19 protein-coding genes and 3 pseudogenes are annotated in these 21,255 nt (G+C 72.9%); 10 read left to right on the top strand and 12 right to left on the bottom strand.

The window, feature by feature from the left end:
* Nucleotides 1-57: 57 nt before the first annotated feature.
* The 4 genes and pseudogenes from ACZ4WV_RS12340 to ACZ4WV_RS12325 form a co-directional block, all read left to right on the top strand.
* Nucleotides 58-273: pseudogene (locus ACZ4WV_RS12340) on the top strand (hypothetical protein); the annotation flags it as partial.
* A gap of 270 nt (nucleotides 274-543) precedes the next feature.
* Nucleotides 544-870: an FH2 domain-containing protein gene (locus tag ACZ4WV_RS12335; RefSeq protein WP_350741957.1), complete on the top strand. Its 327-nt coding sequence runs from the start codon at nucleotides 544-546 to the stop codon at nucleotides 868-870.
* 1 nt (nucleotide 871) lies between these two features.
* Nucleotides 872-2,215, top strand: coding sequence for a putative T7SS-secreted protein (locus tag ACZ4WV_RS12330; RefSeq protein WP_465745560.1), 1,344 nt, complete (start codon nucleotides 872-874; stop codon nucleotides 2,213-2,215).
* An 18-nt stretch (nucleotides 2,216-2,233) separates the two neighbouring features.
* Nucleotides 2,234-2,722: a SitI3 family protein gene (locus tag ACZ4WV_RS12325; protein ID WP_465745558.1), complete on the top strand. Its 489-nt coding sequence runs from the start codon at nucleotides 2,234-2,236 to the stop codon at nucleotides 2,720-2,722.
* A 480-nt stretch (nucleotides 2,723-3,202) separates the two neighbouring features.
* Here ACZ4WV_RS12325 and ACZ4WV_RS12320 read toward each other — a convergent pair whose 3' ends face one another.
* Nucleotides 3,203-3,934 (bottom strand): DUF7873 family protein, encoded by a 732-nt coding sequence (locus ACZ4WV_RS12320; RefSeq protein ID WP_465745556.1) that lies wholly within the window; start codon nucleotides 3,932-3,934, stop codon nucleotides 3,203-3,205.
* Between the two features lie 215 nt (nucleotides 3,935-4,149).
* On the opposite strand from ACZ4WV_RS12320, the pseudogene ACZ4WV_RS12315 reads away from it, so the two are divergent.
* Nucleotides 4,150-4,572 (top strand): annotated as a pseudogene (locus ACZ4WV_RS12315) (sigma-70 family RNA polymerase sigma factor family protein); the annotation flags it as partial.
* A 164-nt stretch (nucleotides 4,573-4,736) separates the two neighbouring features.
* Here the strand turns inward: ACZ4WV_RS12315 and ACZ4WV_RS12310 are convergent.
* A pseudogene (locus ACZ4WV_RS12310) lies at nucleotides 4,737-5,435 on the bottom strand (transglycosylase domain-containing protein); the annotation flags it as partial.
* Between the two features lie 302 nt (nucleotides 5,436-5,737).
* On the opposite strand from ACZ4WV_RS12310, the gene ACZ4WV_RS12305 reads away from it, so the two are divergent.
* Entirely contained in the window at nucleotides 5,738-6,844 is a 1,107-nt protein-coding gene (locus ACZ4WV_RS12305) for a hypothetical protein (protein WP_465745554.1), read from the top strand.
* Nucleotides 6,845-6,900: 56 nt separating this feature from the next.
* Here ACZ4WV_RS12305 and ACZ4WV_RS12300 read toward each other — a convergent pair whose 3' ends face one another.
* The 7 genes from ACZ4WV_RS12300 to ACZ4WV_RS12270 all read right to left on the bottom strand — a co-directional run bounded on the left by ACZ4WV_RS12300 (nucleotide 6,901) and on the right by ACZ4WV_RS12270 (nucleotide 14,012).
* The gene (locus ACZ4WV_RS12300; RefSeq protein ID WP_465745552.1) at nucleotides 6,901-7,800 is read right to left on the bottom strand and encodes a Gfo/Idh/MocA family protein; all 900 of its coding nucleotides are present in this window, start codon (nucleotides 7,798-7,800) and stop codon (nucleotides 6,901-6,903) included.
* Between the two features lie 76 nt (nucleotides 7,801-7,876).
* A complete protein-coding gene (locus ACZ4WV_RS12295) occupies nucleotides 7,877-8,566 on the bottom strand; it encodes an O-methyltransferase (RefSeq protein ID WP_465745549.1) in 690 nt (229 codons plus the stop codon).
* A gap of 90 nt (nucleotides 8,567-8,656) precedes the next feature.
* Nucleotides 8,657-9,358, bottom strand: coding sequence for a DedA family protein (locus ACZ4WV_RS12290; RefSeq protein ID WP_465745547.1), 702 nt, complete (start codon nucleotides 9,356-9,358; stop codon nucleotides 8,657-8,659).
* Between the two features lie 323 nt (nucleotides 9,359-9,681).
* A complete protein-coding gene (locus tag ACZ4WV_RS12285; protein ID WP_465745545.1) occupies nucleotides 9,682-10,533 on the bottom strand; it encodes a class I SAM-dependent methyltransferase in 852 nt (283 codons plus the stop codon).
* A gap of 148 nt (nucleotides 10,534-10,681) precedes the next feature.
* Nucleotides 10,682-11,476 carry a spermidine synthase gene (locus ACZ4WV_RS12280; protein ID WP_465745608.1) on the bottom strand — a complete coding sequence of 265 codons (795 nt, stop codon included), beginning with the start codon at nucleotides 11,474-11,476 and terminating at the stop codon, nucleotides 10,682-10,684.
* Between the two features lie 53 nt (nucleotides 11,477-11,529).
* Nucleotides 11,530-12,501, bottom strand: a complete 972-nt coding sequence (locus ACZ4WV_RS12275) for an alpha/beta hydrolase (protein ID WP_465745543.1) — start codon at nucleotides 12,499-12,501, stop codon at nucleotides 11,530-11,532.
* A gap of 617 nt (nucleotides 12,502-13,118) precedes the next feature.
* The gene (locus tag ACZ4WV_RS12270; protein WP_465745541.1) at nucleotides 13,119-14,012 is read right to left on the bottom strand and encodes a helix-turn-helix domain-containing protein; all 894 of its coding nucleotides are present in this window, start codon (nucleotides 14,010-14,012) and stop codon (nucleotides 13,119-13,121) included.
* A 233-nt stretch (nucleotides 14,013-14,245) separates the two neighbouring features.
* On the opposite strand from ACZ4WV_RS12270, the gene ACZ4WV_RS12265 reads away from it, so the two are divergent.
* The gene (locus ACZ4WV_RS12265) at nucleotides 14,246-15,325 is read left to right on the top strand and encodes an NAD(P)-dependent alcohol dehydrogenase (RefSeq protein WP_465745538.1); all 1,080 of its coding nucleotides are present in this window, start codon (nucleotides 14,246-14,248) and stop codon (nucleotides 15,323-15,325) included.
* A 150-nt stretch (nucleotides 15,326-15,475) separates the two neighbouring features.
* Here the strand turns inward: ACZ4WV_RS12265 and ACZ4WV_RS12260 are convergent, their stop codons facing one another.
* The 3 genes from ACZ4WV_RS12260 to ACZ4WV_RS12250 form a co-directional block, all read right to left on the bottom strand.
* Nucleotides 15,476-15,976, bottom strand: a complete 501-nt coding sequence (locus ACZ4WV_RS12260; RefSeq protein WP_465745607.1) for a DUF6114 domain-containing protein — start codon at nucleotides 15,974-15,976, stop codon at nucleotides 15,476-15,478.
* A gap of 65 nt (nucleotides 15,977-16,041) precedes the next feature.
* On the bottom strand, nucleotides 16,042-16,698 hold the full coding sequence (locus ACZ4WV_RS12255; RefSeq protein WP_465745536.1) for a DUF6230 family protein: 657 nt from the start codon (nucleotides 16,696-16,698) through the stop codon (nucleotides 16,042-16,044).
* 140 nt (nucleotides 16,699-16,838) lie between these two features.
* Nucleotides 16,839-17,591, bottom strand: a complete 753-nt coding sequence (locus ACZ4WV_RS12250) for a TetR/AcrR family transcriptional regulator (protein WP_465745534.1) — start codon at nucleotides 17,589-17,591, stop codon at nucleotides 16,839-16,841.
* Between the two features lie 395 nt (nucleotides 17,592-17,986).
* Here ACZ4WV_RS12250 and ACZ4WV_RS12245 point away from each other — a divergent pair, with 395 nt between their 5' ends.
* The 3 genes from ACZ4WV_RS12245 to ACZ4WV_RS12235 all read left to right on the top strand — a co-directional run bounded on the left by ACZ4WV_RS12245 (nucleotide 17,987) and on the right by ACZ4WV_RS12235 (nucleotide 21,223).
* Nucleotides 17,987-18,658: a Tat pathway signal sequence domain protein gene (locus ACZ4WV_RS12245; RefSeq protein ID WP_465745532.1), complete on the top strand. Its 672-nt coding sequence runs from the start codon at nucleotides 17,987-17,989 to the stop codon at nucleotides 18,656-18,658.
* A gap of 211 nt (nucleotides 18,659-18,869) precedes the next feature.
* The gene (locus tag ACZ4WV_RS12240; RefSeq protein WP_465745530.1) at nucleotides 18,870-19,760 is read left to right on the top strand and encodes an AAA family ATPase; all 891 of its coding nucleotides are present in this window, start codon (nucleotides 18,870-18,872) and stop codon (nucleotides 19,758-19,760) included.
* Nucleotides 19,757-21,223 (top strand): VWA domain-containing protein, encoded by a 1,467-nt coding sequence (locus ACZ4WV_RS12235; RefSeq protein WP_465745528.1) that lies wholly within the window; start codon nucleotides 19,757-19,759, stop codon nucleotides 21,221-21,223. The genes ACZ4WV_RS12240 and ACZ4WV_RS12235 overlap by 4 nt, the downstream gene beginning before the upstream one ends.
* Nucleotides 21,224-21,255: the final 32 nt, after the last annotated feature.

The raw sequence follows: 21,255 nt of genomic DNA, 5'->3' as shown, positions 1-21,255 counted from the left end.
CCCGCCTCCTCGGGCATCGATCACAGTGCTCTGACGATCGAACTCTCGGCCTATTCACTGTTCATCGGGAACCACTTCGAGGACTGGAACGGGGGCATCTACATACAGGCCGTCGAAGACGTGATGAAGAGCGTCTGCAAGCGCGACGGCGTCCGCTGCGTCTCGTTCCGGCAGGTCGCCGACTGGCTGGACGCCCACGACCCGGCGGTCGTGGACAAGCTGCGCCGGCTCGACCCGGGGCAGCCGGGCGACTGGTCCCGCCTGAACAAGTGACCCCGCCGAGGGCGGCCGCGGGGCCGCAGCCACCCTGGCAGCGCACCGGCCCGAGCGGTCGTCAGAGCTTCCTGACACGGACCCTGAGTAGCAGAGACCGTACCCGGCAAGGCGCGCACGTGCGACGGGGCTTCCGCGTCCTCGCCCCCGCGCGGCCGGACGGCCGGACCACCGCCCTGACCTGCGAGGGACGGAACCGGAGCCGGCCATCCCGGCATCCTTTAACCTGTTCACCGCAAAAACGATCGAACGGACACGGGGAGAGAGCCGATGGCGGACGGGTTCAAAGTCGACCTGGATGCGCTCGACAAGGCGGCCTCGGGCATCACCGACACCTTGGCGAAGCTGCAGTTCAAGAAGGTCAGCGACCTCGACCACAAGAAGGAGGACATCGGTCACGACCACCTGGCCGATGTCCTCGGTCACTTCCTGAAGCGCTGGGAGATCGGTGTGGAGAACCTCGGCAAGGACGCCTCGCAGGTCTCGCAGCGCCTCAACGCGAGCGTGAAGGCCTACGGGAAGCTCGACGGCCAGATCGCCGGGCACCTGCACGGCACGCTCAAGCGGGACAGCGGCGAAGACCCGGGGGCGAAGTAACGTGGCGAAGGAACTCGGGGAGACCTCCGACCCGAAGGAACTCATACCGGGCGACCCGGAGGCGGTCGGGTCGACCGCCGCGTGGCTGAAGAGCTACGGCGACACCCTGCACTCCACCGGTGAGGGGCTCAAGCGGATCGACACCACCGACGGGTGGACGGGACAGGCCGGCGACGCGTTCCGGGCCGCCTTCAAGGGCGAGCCGCAGAAGTGGCTGGAGGCAGGCGACTGCTTCCACGACGCCGCCACCGCGCTGACCACCTACAAGTCGACGCTGGAGTGGGCGCAAGGGCAGGCCAGGGACGCCATCCGGCAGTGGGGCGAAGCCCAGGCCGCGACGGACAAGGCCAAGACCGAGCACGAGGCCCAGGAGAAGAGCGAAGGCCACAAGCTGCCGTTCACCGATCCCGGCGACACCACCAGGACGACCGCCGAGAATACCCTGAGCAACGCGCGGACCCAGCTCAAGAGCGCGGGCGACACGGCGGCCGACGCGGTCGCCAAGGGCCGTGACAAGGCCCCGGAGGAGCCGGGCTGGCTGGACAAGGTGGGTGATTTCTTCTCCGACGCCGGGGACTTCCTGGAGGACATGGGCAAGACCGCCCTCGCCGACCTGGAGTCCGTCGGCAACGCGATGGTCCACGACCCCGGCTCGGTGCTGGAGATCGCGGGCGGCCTCGGCCTCGCGACGCTCGGCGCCGGTGGCGAGATCCTGGGCGTCGGCCTGGACCTGACCGTCGTCGGTGCGGCCGTCGGCATCCCCGTCAACGTCGCCTCGGCCGGCCTCATCGTCACCGGCCTCGGGATGGCCGGTATCGGCGCGGCCAACATCGCCCAGGACGCGATGGGACCCGACCGGGTCCAGATGGAGGGCAACGGCGGGGGCGGCGGAAGCAGCACCCCGGACATGCGGACCCAGCCCTCCCGGCCGGCCGACCCCAACGCCAGTCCCGAGGGTCGGGTCACCAACATCCCCAAGAACGCGGACGACACGACCAGGCGGGCGTTCACCCGGGAGAACGAGTCGGCCGACATCCTCGCGAAGAACGGTTACAAGGTCGAGCAGAACCCCGACGTTCCCGGCACGACCAAGAACCCCGACTACCGCGTCGAGGGCGAGGTGATGGACTGCTACGCGCCGACCGCGAAGAACCCCCGCTCCATCGCCACCGGCATCCAGAAGAAGGTCGACGAAGGGCAGGCGGACCGCATCGTCCTGAACCTGTCCGACAGCGACGTCGACGTGGGCGCCATGCGCAAGCAGCTGAACGACTGGCCGATCGAGGGGCTGAAGGAGGTCACCGTGATCGACAAGTCGGGCAACGTGGTCTCCCTCTACCCGTAGCAGAACAGAAAGACGGACATGGCAATCTCCTACAGCCTCGAACTGGTGACCCCGTGGTCCCCGGCCCAGGTCGCGCAGACGCTCACCGACGTCGCCCGGTCCCTGCGGCTGGTCGACGACTCCGCGACCGCCGACGCGCTGCTCGACGACGGCGTGCTCACGGTGTACGGCACCTGGCTGCGCGTGGCCGCGCGCAAGCCCACCCCGTGGGGGGATCCGGAGATCGGCGGCCGGGTCTTCACCCCGACCGTCTCGGTCGTCTTCCGGATGGGCAAGGACGCCGACGTCTCCGGCCAGCAGGACGACATGACCCGCCTCGCCGACGGCCTGCTGGCGCGGGTGCCCGGCGACGCGGTGCTGCACCTCGACTACGAGGACGTCTGGATGGTGCGCCAGGACGGCGAGTTGTCACTCAGCGAGCGCTCCGACTTCTGGCCGCCGAACCGCCTGGCCGGCATCTCGGCGCCCTACCGCCGCCAGAACCACGAGTTCCTCGACGAGGAGTGAGCAGCGCATGAGCGAGGAGTGACACGAGCGACGAGTGAGCTGTGAGGGCCCGGGAGCGTAGCCTGCTCCCGGGCCCCTGTGTGCCGCCCAATTGCGCACACCGGCACGTTTAAGGGCTGCGGATCAGCTTGAAACCGACGCGTTCTGCCTTTGAACTACCGTGCCACGGAGCGGCACAGACGGGACTTGAACCCGCATTCGTCGATGTTCGTCCGCACCCGGTCGATCCGGTGTTCGGCGGCGAATGCTGAGACTGGAGCGAGAGTCTGAGATTCAGGGGGCCTGCCTCTGCCGGGTTTGGGCTACCCCGGCCGGGAATGCCGGGGGGAGGATTCGAACCTCCACTGTGACCCCTGGTCAGCTTCAACATCAGTGTCAGCTTTTCGCACCGCGCGCACAGCGCCCCCGCCCGGTCTCCCGCAGCAGGGCCCTGGCACGCCCGGTGCACCCGCCCGGCTCCCCGGGCGGGCGATCATGAGGCTACCGGAACAGGTAGCCGAAGACGGCGTCGCCCACCCGCTGGTCGGAGACCTCCACCGAGTTCGCCTCCTCGCGGGCGAACTTGACCGCCTGCTGGAGCTTCTCCACCCGCTCGGCGAGCTCGTTCACCCGGCGGGCGGGCAGCGCGCCGGAGAACTTGACCGTGGTCCAGTAGCCGACCGGCACGTCCTCGTAGTAGACCTCGACCTGGGCCGGGTGCTTCTCGGTCGCCTCGGCCTTGACGTGGTTGCGCGGCACCTTCTTCGTGCGGATGGTGCGCACCGGCTCCGTCTTCCACGCGTCGGTGGACGGGTCCAGGTTCCACGACTCGGAGGCGTCCAGCACCGGGAGCTTCCGCACGAAGGTGAACAGGTCGGTGAGCTGCTTCTCCAGGAAGAGCAGGTACGGCACCGGCACCTGGGCCAGGAGCACCTGGCCGTCCACCACCACGTCGGCGCGGGCGTCGACGTTGGCCCAGTCCTTGGTGGCCGTCACGTCGAAGAGCCGGGTGAGGGTGCTCGCGGTGGACCGCAGGATGTCCTCGGCCTTCAGCTGCACCCGGGTCGACTCCGGCGGCAGCTGCTCGCCCTCCTCGTCCTTGGGCTGGTACGTGCGGGAGATCCCGGCCAGGAGCGCGGGCTTCTGCAGGTCCTGGTGGGCCTGCGTCAGCTCCTGGAAGAACTTGGACTTGACGCCCTTTTCGACGGCGATGATCTGGTTCAGCTTTGCCACGCCGCGGACGCTATCAGCCGCGAACTGGTCGGCGACACCCGAATATCCGATCGCCGACGGGCTCAGTCGGTGCGGCGCGCCAGGGCCAGCACGCTCAGGCCGAACATCAGGACGCCCAGCGGAAGGTGGACCGCCGGCACGTGCGCGATGCCCAGCACGATCTGGACGGAGGCGAGCGCCAGGAAGCCGGAGGCCTCCCAGACCGGGCGGAGCGGGCCGCCGCCCGGCGGCGGGTGGGTCCGGCGCCCGTCCCGCCGACGGCGGCCGGGCAGGCCGAGACCGTCCGACGCGTCAAGGTGGCCTGGGAGAACAAGGACATCGCGGCCCTCGTCGCCGTCCTCGACCCGGCCGCCGTGATGACCGCCGACGGCGGCGGCATGGTCGGCGCCGCGCTGCGCCCGGTCGAGGGCGGCGCGCGCATCGCCCAGTACATGGTGGCCATCGCCGACCGGGCCCCGGGGCTGGAACTCGTCGAGCGGTCGGTCAACGGCGTGCCCGGCCTGGTGGCCGAGCGCGACGGGGTCGTCATGACGGTGGCCTCGTTCGAGGTCGCCGAGGGCCGTGTCGTCCGGATCTGGGCGGTCCGCAACCCGGAGAAGCTGGGGCCGTGGCTGCCGGACCGGGCGGCTGGTAACTGACGGGCCGACCGGGTTCTAACCGGCCGCCTTCATGAACGAGGTCCAGATCCTGGTCGGCAACTCGGAGTCCGGGGTGTCCGGGGCGGCGCCGCCGAGGCCCTCCAGCGAGAGCAGCTTCATGTCCTTCAGGTCCGCCCGGAACACCGTGACCGCCGTCGCCAGCCGCGCTCCTCGGCCCGCCGGTGGTTCTCCGCGCCGAGCGCCGGGTCGTACTGCCCGGCCCCCTTCAACAGGGCAGCCAGGAGCGCCCGTTCACTCGGATTCAGCTGCGAGACGTCCTTGCCGTAGTAGGCCGCCGAGGCCCGCTCGATGCCGTAGCTGCCGCGCCCGAACCAACTGGTGTTCAGATGGCCCGCCAGGATGTCCCGTTTGCTCATCCGCTGGCCCAGCTTGATCGCGATGACGGCCTCGCGGAGCTTGCGCGAGTAGTCCTGCCGCTGGTTCAGATAGGCGTTCTTGACGTACTGCTGGGTGATGGTCGAGCCGCCCTGGGTGTCACCGCCCGAGACCATCGTGTAGACCGCCCGGCCGATGCCCTTGAGGGAGATCCCCGGATCCGAGTAGAAGGTCGCGTTCTCGGCGGACAGCACCGCCCACTGCACCGGTTCCGGTACCCGGTCGAGCGGCACCTCCTGGCGGTTGGTCTCACCGATCCGGGCCATTTCGGTGCCGTCCGCCCAGAAGTAGACGTTGTTCTGCTGGGTGGCGAAGGCGTTCAGGTCCTCCGGCACCTCGGTGGTCGCGTAGAGCCAGGCCGCCAGCCCCGTCAGCACCGGCGCCCCCGCGCCGCACAGCAGGAGCATCTGCCGCCAGGACGGGAGCCAGCGGCGGAACCCGCGCCGGCCCCTGCGCGGGAAGTCCATCCACCGCCACGGCCGCCGACGCCGGCGCCCCTCGCCCTCGCCCACGCCCTTGTCCCCGCCGTTGCTGCCCTGGTGCGCACGCACAGACCGCTCTCCGATTCGCTGGTGGGACAGATCCCTCGACCAGTCAGATGCGTTGAGGGCCGCGACCGGACGGCCACCGACCGGTATGATCATGGTCATACCGGGACTGCGCCGGACGGGTGCCGGCCGTGCGACGGCGGTACGCCCGGCGAACGCCGCGCCGCCGTCGGAGGCGCCCGGCCGCACCACCACTGCCCGCGACCGCCAGAATGGCGTCCATGAGGTTGATCCACACGCTGATCGGCGCGTTCGTCCTGCTGGTGGTCGTCGGCAGCATCCTGCGCACCCTGGTCGTCCCCCGCGGGCTCTACTCGGCGCTGGTGCACCGGCTCTGGCGGGTGCTGCGCACCGCGCTGCGCGTCTGGGCCGCGCCGTTCGGCACCTACCGGGCGCAGGACCGCGCCCTGACCTGGCTGGCACCGCTGGTGCTGCTCGGCATGCTCGGGGTGTGGCTCAGCGGGATGCTGATCGCCTATACCCTGCTGCTGCACGGCACGTCCGGACTCAGCTGGTCGACGTCCATCCGCGAGGCCGGATCCAGCCTCTTCACCCTCGGCTACGCCAGCGGCGAGCGGCTGCAGCTGTCCGCGATCGACTTCATGGCCGCCGCCAGCGGCCCGCTGGTGATCGCTCTGCAGATCGCCTACCTGCCCACCCTCTACGCCGCCTACCAGCGCCGCGAGACCGAGGTGACGCTCCTGCAGTCCCGGGCCGGCGAACCCGCCTGGGGCCCGGAACTGCTGGCCCGGCAATCCCTGGTGGACACCGAGACGGCCCTGCCCCAGCTCTACCGGGACTGGGAGCGGCTGGCCGCCGACATCGGCGAGAGCCACTCCAACTACCCGGTGCTGCTGTCCTTCCGCTCCCCGCAGCCCAACCGCAGCTGGGTGGTCGGCCTGATCGCGGTGATGGACGCCGCCGCCCTCCACCTCGCCCTCTGCCCGCGCTCGGCCCCCGCCGAGGCCCGCCTGGTGCTCCGGGCCGGCTTCACGGCCATGCGCGACATCGGCCGGTCCCTGCACGTCCACTTCGACGCCGACCCGGACCCGGCCACCCCGATCCGCCTCAGCTACGCCGAGTACCTGGCCGCCGTCGCCATGATCACCGCCGCCGGCTTCCCCCGCGAACGCCCGGTCGAGGACGCCTGGAAGCACTTCCACGGCTGGCGGGTCAACTACGAGTCATTGGCCTACGAACTGGCCCGCCGCAGCGACGCCGTCCCCGCCCTGTGGACCGGCCCGCGCGACTTCCACGCCCCGGTCATCCCGCCGGCCCGGCCCACCGACCGCCGACCGGACGCGGGGCCCGAACTGCCGGCAGCCTGACCGGCCTGGCCACCGCCGCCGGCCGGCCACCGCCCGGTCGCCTTCCCACGGCGGGCTCAGACCGCCACCGGGCCGCCACCGGCCAGCGAGCGTTCCGCGGCGGCCAGGACCTCCACCACGCGCAGCCCGAAGTCCGCGCCGCAGGGGTGGGGCTCGCCGGTGGCGGCCGAGGACAGCAGGGCGTCCAGGGCGCGGTGCAGGGCGGTCGTCGGGCTCTCGCCGCGCTCGGGCAGCTGCGCCACGCCGTGCTCGCCGCGCAGCTCCATCGCGACGCCGCCGCCCGCCCTCGGGGCGGTCAGGCTGAGCGCGAGGGTGCTGGACGCGCCGCCGGCGTGCCGCAGCACCAGGTGCACGGTGTCCAGCGGCCCGGCGACCGCCGTCACCTCCGTCGCCTCGCCCAGCACCGGCAGCAGCACGGACAGCGCGTGCGGGCCGACGTCCCACAGCGAGCCCTTCTCCCGGCGCCACGGCGAGTCCGCGTACGGGCTGGTGCTGCCGGGAGCGAACACCGAGCCGAGCCAGTCCGAGCGGCCGGTGAACCAGCCGCCCAGCTCGGCGTGGCGCTCGATCCACGGGATCTGCTCACCGCCGAAGCGCACCGTGAAGAACACCACCGAGGCGACCTTGTGCTCCCGCACCGCCTCGGCCACCGCGCGGGCGTCCGGCACGGTGAACGCGACCGGCTTGTCCAGCAGCAGGTGGCAACCGGCCTCGGCGGCCCGCACCGCCAGGCCGGCCTGGACGGACGGGGGCAGTGCGATGGAGACGGCGTCCACCTCGGCGAGCAGCCGGTCGAGGTCGGCGTACCCGGGCACGCCGTGCGCCGCGCCCAGCGCCTCGGCCGCCTCCGCCCGGCGGCCCCAGACACCGGTGAACTCCAGCCCGGGGTGCTCCGCCAGGGCGGGTGCGTGCACCCGCTCCGCCCAGGGGCCGGTGCCCAGCAGTCCGATCCGCACGATGTCTCCGTCCGTTCTTGTTCGGCTCGTTCTTGTTCGGCTTGTCGCGGTGTCGCGGTGTGGCGCTTTCCCCGGTTCAGCCCTGCACGCGGGCCAGCGTGAAGCCGTCGTAGCCCTTGCTGCCGACCGTCTGTACCGAGGTCGCGGTGACCCTCGGCTCGGCCGCGATCAGCTCGTGCAGGGCGCGGGTGGCCACGATCGCCGGGTCGGTGCTGTCCGCATCGGCGATCGCGCCGCCGCGCACCACGTTGTCGACGATGATCAGCGAGCCGGGGCGGGTCAGCTGGAGCGCCCGGCGGAAGTACTCGGGGTTGCTCGGCTTGTCGGCGTCGATGAAGACCAGGTCGAAGGGCTCCTCGCCCTGCTCCACCAGCGCGGCCAGCGAGTCGGCGGCCCGGCCCTGACGGACCTCGGCGACCTTGTCCAGGCCGGCCCGGGCCAGATTCCCGCGCGCCACCTCGGCGTGCTTGGGGTCGAGTTCCAGGGAGATCAGCGTGCCGTCCGCCGGCAGCGCCCGGGCCAGCCAGATGGCGCTGTAGCCGCCGAGCGTGCCGACCTCCAGAATCCGGCGCGCGCCCTGGGTGAGCGCCAGCAGGTGGAGCAGCTTGCCCTGGTTGGGGGCCACGGCGATCCTGGGGAGACCGGCCGCGTCGGCGGCGGCGGTCGCGGCCTCCAGTGCCGGGTCGTGCCCGACCAACTGCTCGGAGAAGTAGGCGTCCACGGCGTCCCACGTGGACTGCTGCGTCGGCTGCTTCGGCTGCGTCATCGGGCCCTCCAGAGGTGCAAGACCGGCAGGTTCGAGCCGATGCTACTCCGGGGGCCCGACAACGCCGTGCCGCGGTACCGCTACCTACCGTTACTCGGCGACAGGAGTCTTCACGGCCCCGGCGGTCCCTGCGGCCTCGGGGGTCCGGGCGGCCTCGGCCGCCTCCTCCGCCTCCTCCGCCTCGATCCTGGCGTGGGTCTTCGCCGCGCGACGCTTCATCAGCCAGGCCGAGGTGGCGCCGACCACGACGGCCGCGGCCAGGCCCGCCCAGGAGAACCGGGACAGCCACGGCTCGATCGCCTTGCCCACCTTGAAGACCAGCAGCGTCGTGCCACCGGCCCAGATGACGCCGCCCAGCACGTTGGCGATCAGGAACTTCCAGTACGGCATCTTCAGTGCGCCCGCCAGCGGACCGGCGAAGATGCGCAGCAGCGCGATGAAGCGGCCGAAGAAGACCGCCCACATGCCCCACTTCTGGAAGGAGCGCTCGGCGGTCGCCAGGTGCGAGGGCCCGAAGTGCTTGGGGAACTTGCGGCCCAGCTTCTCGAAGAGCGGCTTGCCCCCCTTGCGGCCGATCGAGTAGCCGATCGAGTCGCCGATGATCGCGCCCGCGATCGCGCAGGCCGCGATCCCCCAGGGGCTCACCACGCCCTTGACCGCCATCAGGGACGCCGTGACCAGGGCGATCTCACCGGGCAGCGGGATGCCCAGGGACTCGATGCCGATGATCAGGCCGATGAGGGCGTACACCGCCGTGGGCGGGACGCTCTCGATCCAGGCGTCGATGTGCAAGGCCAGTACCTCCGTGGCAGGTCGGAACGGGCGCCGGTTCGTGCTGGAGCCGGCTGCCGCCCCGGCAGTTGTCCGATGGCGGCACCAGGCCGCTCCCCCGAGTCCCCCCGGGTCCCCGGAGGCGCAGCCTAACGTGCCGGGCGGCCTGTCCCCCCGGCCGATCACCGCTGGTTACGACGTGCGCCCCGCGCCCATGGTTGCATGGCCGACCAGCGTTTCTTCAAGATTCGGTAAAACGCGGGGCGGCGACGGGCGGGCTCTGCTTGATCCATTCGATCCGACGCCGGGCGGTGGTGGCGCGCGGAACCCCGCCGGCGGCCCGGCTATGGCTGCGGCTGAGGCTGCTCGGAGCGCTCGGCGAAGGTCAGGGCGGTGACGGAGGGACGGCAGGTGGCCACCGGCGGGATGGTCAGGGCGAGCGGCAGCAGGGCGCCGACGAGGCCGCGTCCGCCGGTGGGCCGGACGTCGCGCACGGACGTCACCGCCGGGCCGGCGGTGCGGAGCTTGTCCCGCTCACCGGCGTCCATCGCCCACGGCATCGGCGGCGCCTGGTAGCCGTGGAAGCGCACCTTTCCGTCCAGGGTGAGCCGGCTGAACCAGCGCGGCACGGTGTCCAGCACGAGCGAACCTCCCGGGAACCGTTCCGCACAGGCGGCGATCAGGGCCTTCACCCGGGCCGGCGGCAGGTACATCAGCAGGCCCTGGGCAATGATCAGCACCTCTCGGGTGCGGTCCACCTCGTCGGCCCAGCCCAGTTCGGTGGCGTCGGCCGCCAGGTAGCGCTGGCGCGGGCCGGGCGGCAGCAGTTCCTCGCGCAGCGCCACCGAGTCGGGCAGGTCCACGCTCAGCCAGTGGGCCCGCCCGTTGTCGACCCGCCAGTACTGGGTCTCCAGGCCGTCCCCGAGGCAGACCACGGTGCCGCGCGGCTCCCGGGCCAGGAAGTCCTCCACCTCGCGGTCGAAACAGGCGGCGCGCAGGGCCTGGAGCTGGCCCTGGGTGGCGCTGGTGCCGAACCGCTCGGCGAAGGGGAAGTCGATCCGGTCGACCAGTTCGACCGCCTTCGGGTCGGGCAGGACGGTGTCCGGCCGGCGCGCCTCCAGCGCCCGGTGCCACAGCGTCCACAGCGCCGTCTCCGGCACCTGGTCCAGCTCGGGCCGTTCGCCGCCGCCGCTCATACAGACTCCTTCGTGGATAGCCCCGGCATGAACCCGCCGATTCTGACACCCCGAGCCCGACGGTCACCGGGGCGACGCGCGGCTCGGCCGACGCTTCGGCCCCGCCGCTTGGACCACTCGCTTCAACCCGCCGCTTCAACCCGCCGCTTCAGCCGACGCTGAAGGCGCCGTCCGGCGGAGGCGGGGAGTCGGTGGCGTCGGCGTCTGTGACCGGCTCGGTCCGGCCGACCAGCGCGGCCAGGTCCTCGCCCGCCGTGAGCCGGGCCGGGAACACGTCCCCCGCCAGCAGCCGGCTCAGCTCCGTGACCGGCAGCGGCGCCGTCGAGCCGGCCAGCAGGACGTTGCCGTACCGGCGCCCGCGCAGCACCGGGGCCTCCGCCACCAGGCAGACGTACGGGAACACCACCCGCACCGTCGCCGCCTGCGCCCTGGCGAAGGAGAGCGGCGGGCCGTCCGCCAGGTTGGCGGCGTAGCAGCCGCCCTCGCGGAGCGCGGTCGCGGCCAGCCGCAGGAACTCCACCGAGGTGAGGTGGGCCGGGGTGCGGGAGCCGTGGAAGACGTCCGCGATCACCAGGTCCTGGCTGTCCGCCGGGATCGCGGCCAGTGCCTCCCGGGCGTCGCCCACCGACGCGGAGATGTCCGCCCCGGGGCCCTGCCAGGGCAGGTGCTCGGCGACCAGGTCGAGCAGCGGCCCGTCCACCTCCACCACCCGCTGCCGGGAGCCCGGCCGGGTGGCGGCCAGGTAGCGCGGCAGCGTCAGCGCGCCGCCGCCGAGGTGCAGCACGTCCAGCGGCTGCCCGGCCGGGGCGAGGGTGTCGGCGAGGTGGCCGAGGCGGCGGGTGTACTCGAACTCGAGGTGGGTGGGGTCGGCGAGGTCGACGTACGACTGCGGGGTGCCGTCGAGCGTCAGCAGCCAGCCGCCGTCCCGGTCGAGGTCCGGCATCAGCTTCGCGAAGCCGAGGTCGGTCCGCCGCCCGACCGGCACCGGCTCCTGCGTCACGCGGTCTCCCCCACCGGCCGGACGTCCAGGTACGCGGCCAGCCAGCGGTCCAGCTCGGCGAACACCTGGGTGCGAGCCTCCTCGCCGGAGAGCACCAGGTCGTGCATGCCGCCCTCGATCCGCACGATGGTGACGTGCCGGCCGAGCTTCGGCCCCTGGGCGGCGATGTCGTCGGCGCGCAGCACGGCGTCGGCGTGGTGCAGGGCGGTGTGCCACTTGGTGGTGGCGATGGACTTCGTCGAGGCCATCAGCAGCACCGGTACGTCGATTCCCAGCCCGTGCCGCAGCCGCCGGTGGCCCTGGTGGATCGCCGACAGCCAGCCCGCGAACAGCGGGAAGCCCTCGGCGCGCTTGAGGGTGAGGTCGAAGTCCCATTCGCCCCGGTGGTCCTTGTGGAGGCTGTGGGTGTAGTGCGGGTTCAGCGCGGACGGCAGGATCCGGGTCGGTGCCAGCCGCCCGAGGGCCGTCACCACCGGGCCGCCGGCGGCACGGACGGCCGGCCCGGTCGGCATCGACAGGAACGGGCTGTTCAGGAACAGCCCGTCCACCAGACCCCGCCCGGCCCGGCGCCCCGCCCACAGCGCGGCCACCAGCCCGCCGGTCGAGTGGCCGTTCACCAGCAGCTGCCGGTGCCCGTCCACCTCCCGGATGATCCGTACCGCCTCGTCGATCTCCTCGTCGTACTCGGCGAGGTCGCGGACGAAGTTCGGCGACTGGTGGGTCCGCAGCGAGCGACCGTACTTGCGCAGGTCGAGGGCGTAGAAGGAGAAGCCGAGGGCCGCGTAGTGGTCGGCCAGATTGGTCTGGAAGAAGTAGTCGTTGTACCCGTGGATGTAGAGGACCGCCCGGTCCGTCCCCGGTACCGCCCGGCGGACCAGCGTCGCGCAGACCGCCCCTTCGGTGTCCGGCCGCAGCTCCAGCTCGGCCGCCTCGTAGGGGGCACCCAGGATGTCTTCCCGAAACTCCATCCGCCCTGACCCGTTCCCTCTGCTCCGCCCGCCTCGCGGCGGGTGACCACCCGTTCCGAGCCCCTGACGATACCGGCCGGTAGGTCGAGGCCGCGCGGCGGCACGGCAGGAGCGTCCGGCGGGCTCGATCACCCGGCGTGGTGCTCGCGGGCGTCCTCCTCGGCAGCAGGCCGGCGCGCGGCGGGCCGAGGCGCAGCCGGTCGCCGACGGCAGTGCGGTCCACCAGGGCCGTGCTGACGCCGTCGGGGCGGGTGCGGCGGACGTGGAACTCCAACTCGCCGTCGCCGCAAGGTGCGTGGCTCATCGGGCACTGCCGCCAGCTGTGCGGCAGCGCCGGGTGTTCGACGGTGCCGTACTGCCCGGCGCGGTAGGGGTAGGGCTCCGCGGTGCGCACCCGGAGGACGGCGAGGTCGGGGCGCGTCGGCGGCGGGCCGGGCGTGAGGAGTCGGCGCCGCAGTCGCATCGCGTGGTGGCGGGCGATCAGCCGGTCGCACTCGGCGGTGGTCCTGCTGCTGGTGTGGTCCATGACGCTGCCCAGTCAACTGCCGCCCGCCGGCGCTCGGAAGGGCCGATCGCCCCGGGCGGACCCGGGACCATCGGCCCTCCCCCCGACGGACCTACCGGCTCTGGTCGGCCGTCCGCTCGGGTGCGTCCCCGGACTCCGCCCGCCGCTCGGTGGCGGCCCAACTCGCCAGCAGCCGGAGGGACTCGGCGGAGGGGGAGCCCGGCTCGGCGTGGTAGGTGACCAGCACCTGGTCGCCGTCCCCGGCCGGGCGCAGCGTCTCGTACTGCAGGGTGAGCCGGCCGACCACCGGGTGGTGGAGGTGCTTGGTGCCGTGGCCCTTGTCCTGGATCTGGTGGGTGGCCCACAGGCGGCGGAAGTCGTCGCTCTTGACGGAGAGTTCGCCGATCAGCGAGGCGAGCCTGGGGTCGTCCGGGTCGCGCCCGGCGTCCAGGCGCAGGATGCCGACCACGTCGGTGGCCTTGGTCTCCCAGTCCTCGTAGAGCTCGCGGGCGGCCGGGTCGAGGAAGACGTGCCAGGCCATGTTGCGCTGCTCGGGCGCCATGGCGGCGAAGTCGCCGAGCAAGGCGGTGCCGAGCCGGTTCCAGGCGATGACGTCGAGCCGCCGCCCGAGCACGTACGCGGGCACGCCCTCCATCGCGTCCAGCAGCTGTTGCAGCGCGGGGCGGACCCGCTGGGAGCGCGCCCCGGCCCGGCCGGCCCGGCGGCGGGCGGGCTTGGTGAGCCGGCCGAGGTGGTCGCGCTCGGCGGGGCTGAGCCGCAGCACCCGGGCGATGGCGTCCAGGACGGCGGCGGACACGTTCTCCCCGTGGCCCTGCTCGAGCCGGGTGTAGTAGGCGGTGCTGACTCCGGCCAGCTGGGCCAGCTCCTCGCGGCGCAGTCCGGGCACCCGTCGGCGGGTGGTGGTGTCCGGAAGGCCCACGTCCTCGGGCCGCAGCCGGGCGCGGCGGGAGCGGAGGAACTCGCTGAGTTCGGTGCGCTGGTCCATGACTGCAGTATGCGGGCGATCCGGTGCGCCCGGGCGCGCGGGAGGGTGACACTGCCAGGCGTACGTTCGCCGGTCGTACGTTCCGCCGTCGTACGCGCGGGCTTCGTACGTAGGGGCTTCGTACGCGCCGTCTTCGTACGCGCGGTCTTCGTACGCGCGGTCTTCGTACGACCCGGCTTCGTACGACGATCTCTGGTCTGGTTGGCCTTCCGGCGCCGCCGCAGGCTGGGGTCATGGCCAACGAGACGAACGAGAACACCCGGGGCACCGCCACCCGCACCGTCGCCGCCTACGCGGCGCAGCGGCCGGACGCCCCGCTGGCGAAGACCACCATCACCCGCCGGGCCGTCGGCGAGCACGACATCGTGATCGACATCAAGTACTCCGGCATCTGCCACTCGGACCTCCACCAGGTGGGCGAGGACTGGGGCACCGGGATCTTCCCGATGGTCCCGGGCCACGAGATCGCCGGCGTGGTCAGCGAGATCGGCTCGGGCGTGACCCGCTGGAAGGTCGGAGACCGGGTCGGGGTCGGCTGCTTCGTCGACAGCTGTCGGGAGTGCGACAACTGCAAGGCCGGCCTCCAGCAGTACTGCGCCGGCGGGGCCGTCCTCACCTACAACGGCATGGGCAAGGACGGGCTGCCGACCTACGGCGGCTACTCGGCGGAGCTGGTGGTGGACGAGGCGTACGCGCTGGGCATCCCCGACAGCCTGCCGCTGGACGCCGCCGCGCCGCTGCTGTGCGCGGGCATCACGCTGTACTCGCCGCTGGCGCACTGGGGTGCCGGCCCTGGCAAGAAGGTGGCGATCGTGGGCCTCGGCGGCCTCGGCCACATGGGCGTGAAGCTCGCCCACGCGATGGGCGCGGAGGTCACCGTGCTCAGCCAGTCGCTGCGCAAGCGCGAGGACGGCCTCAAGCTCGGCGCCGACGACTACCGGGCCACCTCCGACCCGGCGACCTTCACGGAGCTGGCGGGCAGCTTCGACCTGATCGTCAACACCGTCTCCGCCGACCTCGACCTGAGCGCCTACATCGGCCTGCTGCGCACCGACGGCACCCTGGTGCAGGTCGGCATGCCGGAGAAGCCGGTCACGCTGCACCCGTTCCCGCTGGCCGCCGGCCGCCGTTCGCTGGCCGGTTCGATGATCGGCGGACTGCCGGAGACCCAGGAGATGCTGGACTTCTGCGGCGAGCACGGGATCGCGGCGGAGATCGAGCTGATCCGGGCCGACCAGATCAACGAGGCCTTCCGGCGGCTGGTGGACGGCGACGTCCGGTTCCGCTTCGTGATCGACGCCTCGACCATCTGACCGACCGACCGCCGGACCGGCCGCCCGCCCGGCCGCCGGACGGACCGCCCCGCGCCCTGGTGCTCTCCCATCACCAGGGCGCGGGGCGCCGCCGTTTCATCCCCGGCCGACGGGCTCCGGCCGCTGATCACCCGGTCGCGGCTCGGACCGTCAGACCCCCGCCGCCGCCCGGCGTTGCGCGCGCCGGTCCTCCCGCCGCCGGCGCCCGCGGCGCAGCGGCTGGTCGGGCAGCCAGCCGAAGGTCAGGCAGGCACCCACCACGCCCAGCAGCATCCCCATCAGGAAGCCGCCCAGGTTGGAGGTCACCCAGCTGGCCAGCGAGGCGAGCACCGCGAGGATGGAGTAGAACAGCCGCTGCCCCGGGTTGAACAGGATCAGCAGGCCGCACAGCACCATCACCACCGGGACCAGGTACCCCGACAGTCCCGCCATCCCGATGTGCAGGAGGACTGGCAGCGGGGCCCAGAGCGTGAACAGGATCTCGGCGCCGCCGAGCGTCACCAGCAGCCCGCCCCAGAACGGCCGTCTGCCCCGCCAGTCGCGCCGGACCGGGCCCGCGGCGGGCGGGGCCGGGGCCGGGGCGACGGCTGCCGGAGCGGCGGGCGGGGGCGTGCCCGCGGCAGGCGCGGCGGCCGTCCCCTCGGCCGCCACCCCCTCCGTCCGCGGCACGCCGCCCTCGCCGGTTCCGGTCGGCTCCGGTACGGACCCCGCCATGCTCAGCAGCCCGTGGAGCTGAAGCTGAGCCGCAGGTTGGGCAGTTTGAACCCGGCGGCGGTGCTCGCGTAGTTGTGCTGCTTGAGGTGGGTCAACTGGACGGTGTCGGCCTGCTGGCCGAAGACGCCCGGGTTGCCCTTGCCGGCCGGGCCGGCCTTGGTGTACGTGCTGGCGTCGCCGCCGATCTCGATGTTGTTGAACTCCGCGTCGCCGGACAGCAGGTCGGAGTCGGTGGTGAGGTCGGTGGCCGACACGGGGGTGCCGCCGTCGCCGGCGTGGATCACCAGGTTGATGCCGCCGAGGTCGACGCTCTGGCACAGGTTGGTGATCTGGGCCTGCTTGATCGCCGACACCGCGACCAGCACCTGGCCGCCGGTGGAGCCCGCGTTGGGGCTGTCGGGGATCATCGAGTCCAGGGCACCGAACTGCGCGAAGCCCTGTCCGTCGAGCTTGTCCGCGGTGATCGTGAACGGCATGCCGGAGATGGAGAACTGGGCGGCGAGCACGCCCTGAGCGGTGAGGGTCATCAGGACGCCCCCGGCCACGATGGCCGGGACGGCCATCAGGGCGGAGCGCTTCAGCCGTACCCGGCCTCTTCTCGACCCGGTCGGCGGTTGCGGGGTTTCCGCCGCGGCGGCGGCGTCCTCGGACATGGCCATGTGTGCTCCCTGTGGGTGGATGGGTGTGCAGGCACTGGCACGTTGCCCTGGCGCGGACAGCGTCGGGCGTCCCCGGCCGGATCCGTCCGCCCCTCGGCAGCGGGGCGGGACCGGTCGGAGCGCGATGAGTAACTGGGAAGCTACTGCCCGGTATTGGCCCGGTCAATAGAGGTGCACGAAGGATCTTCACGAATCCCGGCTCCGAGCCGCCGGGCCGCCTCCGCCGGACCGAGGAACGGCGCCAGGCAGAACATGCTCAGCACCGGCAGGAGCTCCGGAAGCCGGTCGGTACGGCCGGAGGAGATCCGCCGGTAGAGCGCGCTGTAGACGCCGCCCACCACGGCGTCCACCATCTCCTCCACCTCGACGCCGCCCGGCAGTTGAGGAACCTCCGCAAAGAACGCCCGGAACCGGTTGAGGAGTTGGTCCCGCTCACAACGCCCCGCCGGACCGACCGCCTCGATCTCGATCACCGCCATGGATGCGAACGACGGTGTTCCGGCCAGCAGTTGCAGCATGGCGTCGAGCGCCCGGCGGATCCCGGCGCACCAGTCGGATTCGGCCGCGAACGCCGCCGCCATCCGCCGGAGCACCACCCCGGTGCCGTACCGGTGCGCGGCCAGGAAGGCGTCCTCCTTGCCGCTGAACAGCTCGTAGAAGACCGGCCTGGTCACACCGGCCGCGCGGCAGATGTCGCTCACCGTGGCGTGCTGGTATCCGCGTTCGGCGACCGTGCGGACCAGCCCGTCCAGCAGGCGTTCGCGCTGGGTGGCGGCGACCACTCCGGCGGGCAGCCGGCGCGGGCCCGGCTTGATCGACCTGGCCGGATCCCGGCCGGTCCGGGCACCCGGCAGCAGGACCACCTCGGCGGCCCGAAGGTGCTTGGGATCCATCACCAACTCCTGTGGACTGTATTGACATTGACGGAGCGCGGGGGTTACAAAACTGCCAGGTTTCCAACCGGTGGGTGAGCAGGCCACCACCGGCCGGCCTCCAGGGACTCCGACGGCCCCGGGCCCGCGGCGGCGGCAGCCGCCGACGTGCACCCCCACAGCACCGCGCGTCCGCACCGATGCAGCTTCGTACCGCTGTGCACCGAACCGTCGTACCGCGCACCGCCGTTCCCGAACACCGCCGTACCGCACCGGCGGGCCCGTGGCGCCGGGCCCGCCCGTACCCGCGGTCCGCGGAGCCCCTCGGTACGCCATCACCTCCCCCGTCGTGCACACCACCACACCCGCACGCCGGGATTCCCCCACCGTCCCCGGACGGAGAGAGGCACACCCTCATGCGCATCCGTCGCACCCTCGCAGCCGCATCCCTCGCCGCCATCGCCCTCACCGGCGCCGCCGTGGCTCCGGCCCAGGCGGCCGACACCGCCGTCCTGACCACCGGCAGCCCCTCCGGGCCGGCCGTCTCCGTCGGCGACACCCTCACCGCGAACCTGGCCTCCGGCAGCTACGCCACCTTCTACAACAGCGCCTCCGGGACGAGCGGCATCAAGTGCGCCGCCTCCTCCTTCTCCGCGACCGTCACGTCCAACCCCAGTGCCCCCGGCAGCGCGGTCGAACGGCTCAACGCCCAGACCTTCGGCTCCTGCACCTCCAACGTCCTCGGCGTCACGGGCGTGCGCAGCATCACCGTGACCAACCTGCCGTTCACCAACACGGTCAGCGACGCCCCCGGCAACCCCGTCTCGCTCACCCCCGGCGCGGCCGGCGCGATGGGCACCACCGTCGTGCTCAACACCATCCTGGGCAGCGTCAACTGCGTCTACCAGAACAGCACCGGCATCGCCGGCACCACCTCGAACACCGGCAACACCATCGGGTTCTCCGGCCAGCCGTTCACCCTGGTCTCCGGACCGGGCCTGTGCTTCTCGACCGGCTACTTCAGCGCCACCTACGGCCCGGTGACCGACAGTTCGGTCGCGGGCAGCCCGGTCCTGTACGTCAACTGACGCACCGGCCCCGGGACACCCGGCGGCGGCGCACGACGGGCACCGGCCCGCCGCGCGCCGCTGCACCGCCTCACCACTGCCCCCCTGCACCGCTGCACCGCTGCACCGCGCCCGTACGGCCGCCCGTGCCGCCCGACGACCCGGGACAAGGAAGTGACCGGCCGGTAGGGTGGCGGCGCACGGACACGGCGAACCGGAACGGGGCGGGCAGATGGCCAGCGGCAGCAGCGGGAACGGCGACGGCACGGGCTTCTTCGCATCGGTGGCGGACACCGCCGAGCGACTCGCCGCGACCGGCTACCTGGCCTCCACCGCGGTGGCCACCACCGTCTTCCTCGCCGACCGGCTCGGCAAGCCGCTCCTGGTCGAAGGCCCCGCCGGGGTCGGCAAGACCGAACTCGCCAAGGCGGTGGCCGAACTCGGCCGGGCCCGGCTGGTCCGGCTGCAGTGCTACGAGGGCATCGACGAGGCCCGCGCGCTGTACGAGTGGAACCACGCCAAGCAGCTGCTGCGAATCACCGCCGGTCGGGACGAGGGCTGGGACCAGGCCCGCACCGATATCTTCGGCGAGGAGTTCCTGCTCACCCGCCCACTGCTGACCGCCATCCGCGGCGAGGACCCCACCGTCCTGCTGATCGACGAGATGGACAAGGCGGACGTCGAGGTCGAGGCGCTGCTGCTGGAGGTGCTCAGCGACTTCCAGGTGACCGTCCCCGAACTCGGCACCATCACCGCGAGCCGCCGCCCCTTCGTGCTGCTCACCTCCAACGCCACCCGTGAGCTCTCCGAGGCGCTGCGCCGCCGCTGCCTCTTCCTCCACCTCGACTACCCCGACGCCGAGTTGGAGCGCCGGATCGTCCGGCTCAAGGTGCCCGGCCTGGACGACACCCTGGCCGCCTCCCTGGTCCGGGTGGTCGGCGCGCTGCGGGCGATGGAGCTGCGCAAGGCGCCGTCCGTCGCCGAGACCATCGACTGGGCCCGCACCCTGCTCGCGCTCGGCGCGGACACCCTGGACGACGCGGTGGTCCGGGACACCCTCGGGGTGATCCTCAAGCACCAGGACGACGTCCGGAAGGCCGCCCAGAAGCTCACCCTCGCATGACCGCGCCGCAGGCCGCCGACCCCGCCGCCCGGCTGACCGGCCTGGTCCGCGCCCTGCGCGGGCACGGCCTGCGGATCGGCCCCGCCGAGACGGTGGACGCCGCCGCCGTGCTGGACGTGCTCGGCTTCGCCGACCGCGAGCAGATGCGGGCCGGACTGGCCGCCGCCCTGCTCCGCTCGGAGGGCCAACGGCCGGTCTTCGACGCCGCCTTCGACCTGTTCTTCCCGCTCGGCCTCGGCACTCCCGAGGCGCTGCGCAGCGGCCCTCCGCCGGTGCCGGCCGACCCCGAGCCACCGCGGTACGGCCGCCCCGACCCGCTGCGCGAGCAGCTGCGCGAACGCCTCGCCGCCGCCCTGGCCGCCGACGACCGGGCCGCCCAGGCCCGACTGGCCGGCGAGGTGGTCGAGGCCTTCGGCCGGTACGGCACCGGCGGCGCGCCCGGCTCGGACGGCTGGTCCGCCCACCAGGCGCTCGGCCGGCTCTCCCCCGAGACCCTGCTCGCCCGGATCCTCGCCGCGCTCCGCGAAGCCGCGCTCCGCGAAGCCGCCCCGGACGACGTCACGGCAGCCGCAGCAGCGGACGACGTCGCCGACCGCGTCCTCGCCGATGAGATCCGCCGCCGCATCCAGGCCTTCCGCGCCCTGGTCACCACCGAGGCCCGCCGCCGGGTCGCCGAACTGCGCGGCGCCGAGCGGATCGCCGAACGCGCCGTCGCCCCCACCGCCGACCGGATCGACTTCCTCTACGCCGGCCGCGACCAGCTCGCCGAACTGCGCCGCACCGTCCACCCGTTGGCCCGCAAGCTGGCCACCCGGCTGGCCGCCCGGCGCCGCCGCGCCGCCCGCGGGCGGATCGACCTGCGCCGCACCCTGCGCCGCTCGCTCGGCACCGGCGGGGTGCCGCTGCGCCCCGCGTACCGGCTGCGCCGCCCGGCCCGGCCGGAGCTGGTGCTGCTGTGCGACGTGTCCGGCTCGGTGTCGGGCTTCGCCGACTTCACGATGCTGCTGGTGCGGGCGATGAGCGAGCAGTTCAGCAAGGTCCGGGTGTTCGCCTTCGTCAACCGCACCGCCGAGGTGACGGAGCTGCTGCGGGAGGGCGGCGCCGACCCGGCCCGGCTGGCCGCCCGGATCCTGACCGAGGCCAAGGTGACGGGCTACCACGGCAACAGCGACTACGGCTCCGCCCTCGGCGAGTTCGCCGGCCGCCACCTGGACGCCGTCGGTCCGCGCACCTGCGTGCTGGTCCTCGGCGACGCCCGCAACCACCACCGTGACCCGAACCCGGACGCGCTGCGCCGGATCGCCGGCCGGGCCCGGCGGGTGTTCTGGCTCAACCCCGAACCGCCCGCGCTCTGGCCGACCGGCGACTCCGCCGCGCTCGCGTACGCGGGCGTCGTGGAGATGCACTCCTGCCGCAACGCCCGCCGGCTCGGCGAGCTGATCGCCCGACTGCTGCCGGTGTAGGGCGCGTCCGGCGACCGCCGCCGAACGCGCCC

This window comes from Kitasatospora sp. NPDC029312, assembly GCF_055569215.1.
This window is presented reverse-complemented; position numbering and strand designations above follow the sequence as displayed.

Coding starts and splice junctions, on each gene's coding strand:
- ACZ4WV_RS12335 (WP_350741957.1), top strand. CDS start 544: ATGGCGGACGGGTTCAAAGTCGACCTGGATGCGCTCGACAAGGCGGCC.
- ACZ4WV_RS12325 (WP_465745558.1), top strand. CDS start 2,234: ATGGCAATCTCCTACAGCCTCGAACTGGTGACCCCGTGGTCCCCGGCC.
- ACZ4WV_RS12305 (WP_465745554.1), top strand. CDS start 5,738: ATGAGGTTGATCCACACGCTGATCGGCGCGTTCGTCCTGCTGGTGGTC.
- ACZ4WV_RS12295 (WP_465745549.1), bottom strand. CDS start 8,566: ATGACGCAGCCGAAGCAGCCGACGCAGCAGTCCACGTGGGACGCCGTG.
- ACZ4WV_RS12285 (WP_465745545.1), bottom strand. CDS start 10,533: ATGAGCGGCGGCGGCGAACGGCCCGAGCTGGACCAGGTGCCGGAGACG.
- ACZ4WV_RS12280 (WP_465745608.1), bottom strand. CDS start 11,476: ATGCCGGACCTCGACCGGGACGGCGGCTGGCTGCTGACGCTCGACGGC.
- ACZ4WV_RS12275 (WP_465745543.1), bottom strand. CDS start 12,501: ATGGAGTTTCGGGAAGACATCCTGGGTGCCCCCTACGAGGCGGCCGAG.
- ACZ4WV_RS12270 (WP_465745541.1), bottom strand. CDS start 14,012: ATGGACCAGCGCACCGAACTCAGCGAGTTCCTCCGCTCCCGCCGCGCC.
- ACZ4WV_RS12265 (WP_465745538.1), top strand. CDS start 14,246: ATGGCCAACGAGACGAACGAGAACACCCGGGGCACCGCCACCCGCACC.
- ACZ4WV_RS12255 (WP_465745536.1), bottom strand. CDS start 16,698: ATGGCCATGTCCGAGGACGCCGCCGCCGCGGCGGAAACCCCGCAACCG.
- ACZ4WV_RS12250 (WP_465745534.1), bottom strand. CDS start 17,591: ATGGATCCCAAGCACCTTCGGGCCGCCGAGGTGGTCCTGCTGCCGGGT.
- ACZ4WV_RS12245 (WP_465745532.1), top strand. CDS start 17,987: ATGCGCATCCGTCGCACCCTCGCAGCCGCATCCCTCGCCGCCATCGCC.
- ACZ4WV_RS12240 (WP_465745530.1), top strand. CDS start 18,870: ATGGCCAGCGGCAGCAGCGGGAACGGCGACGGCACGGGCTTCTTCGCA.
- ACZ4WV_RS12235 (WP_465745528.1), top strand. CDS start 19,757: ATGACCGCGCCGCAGGCCGCCGACCCCGCCGCCCGGCTGACCGGCCTG.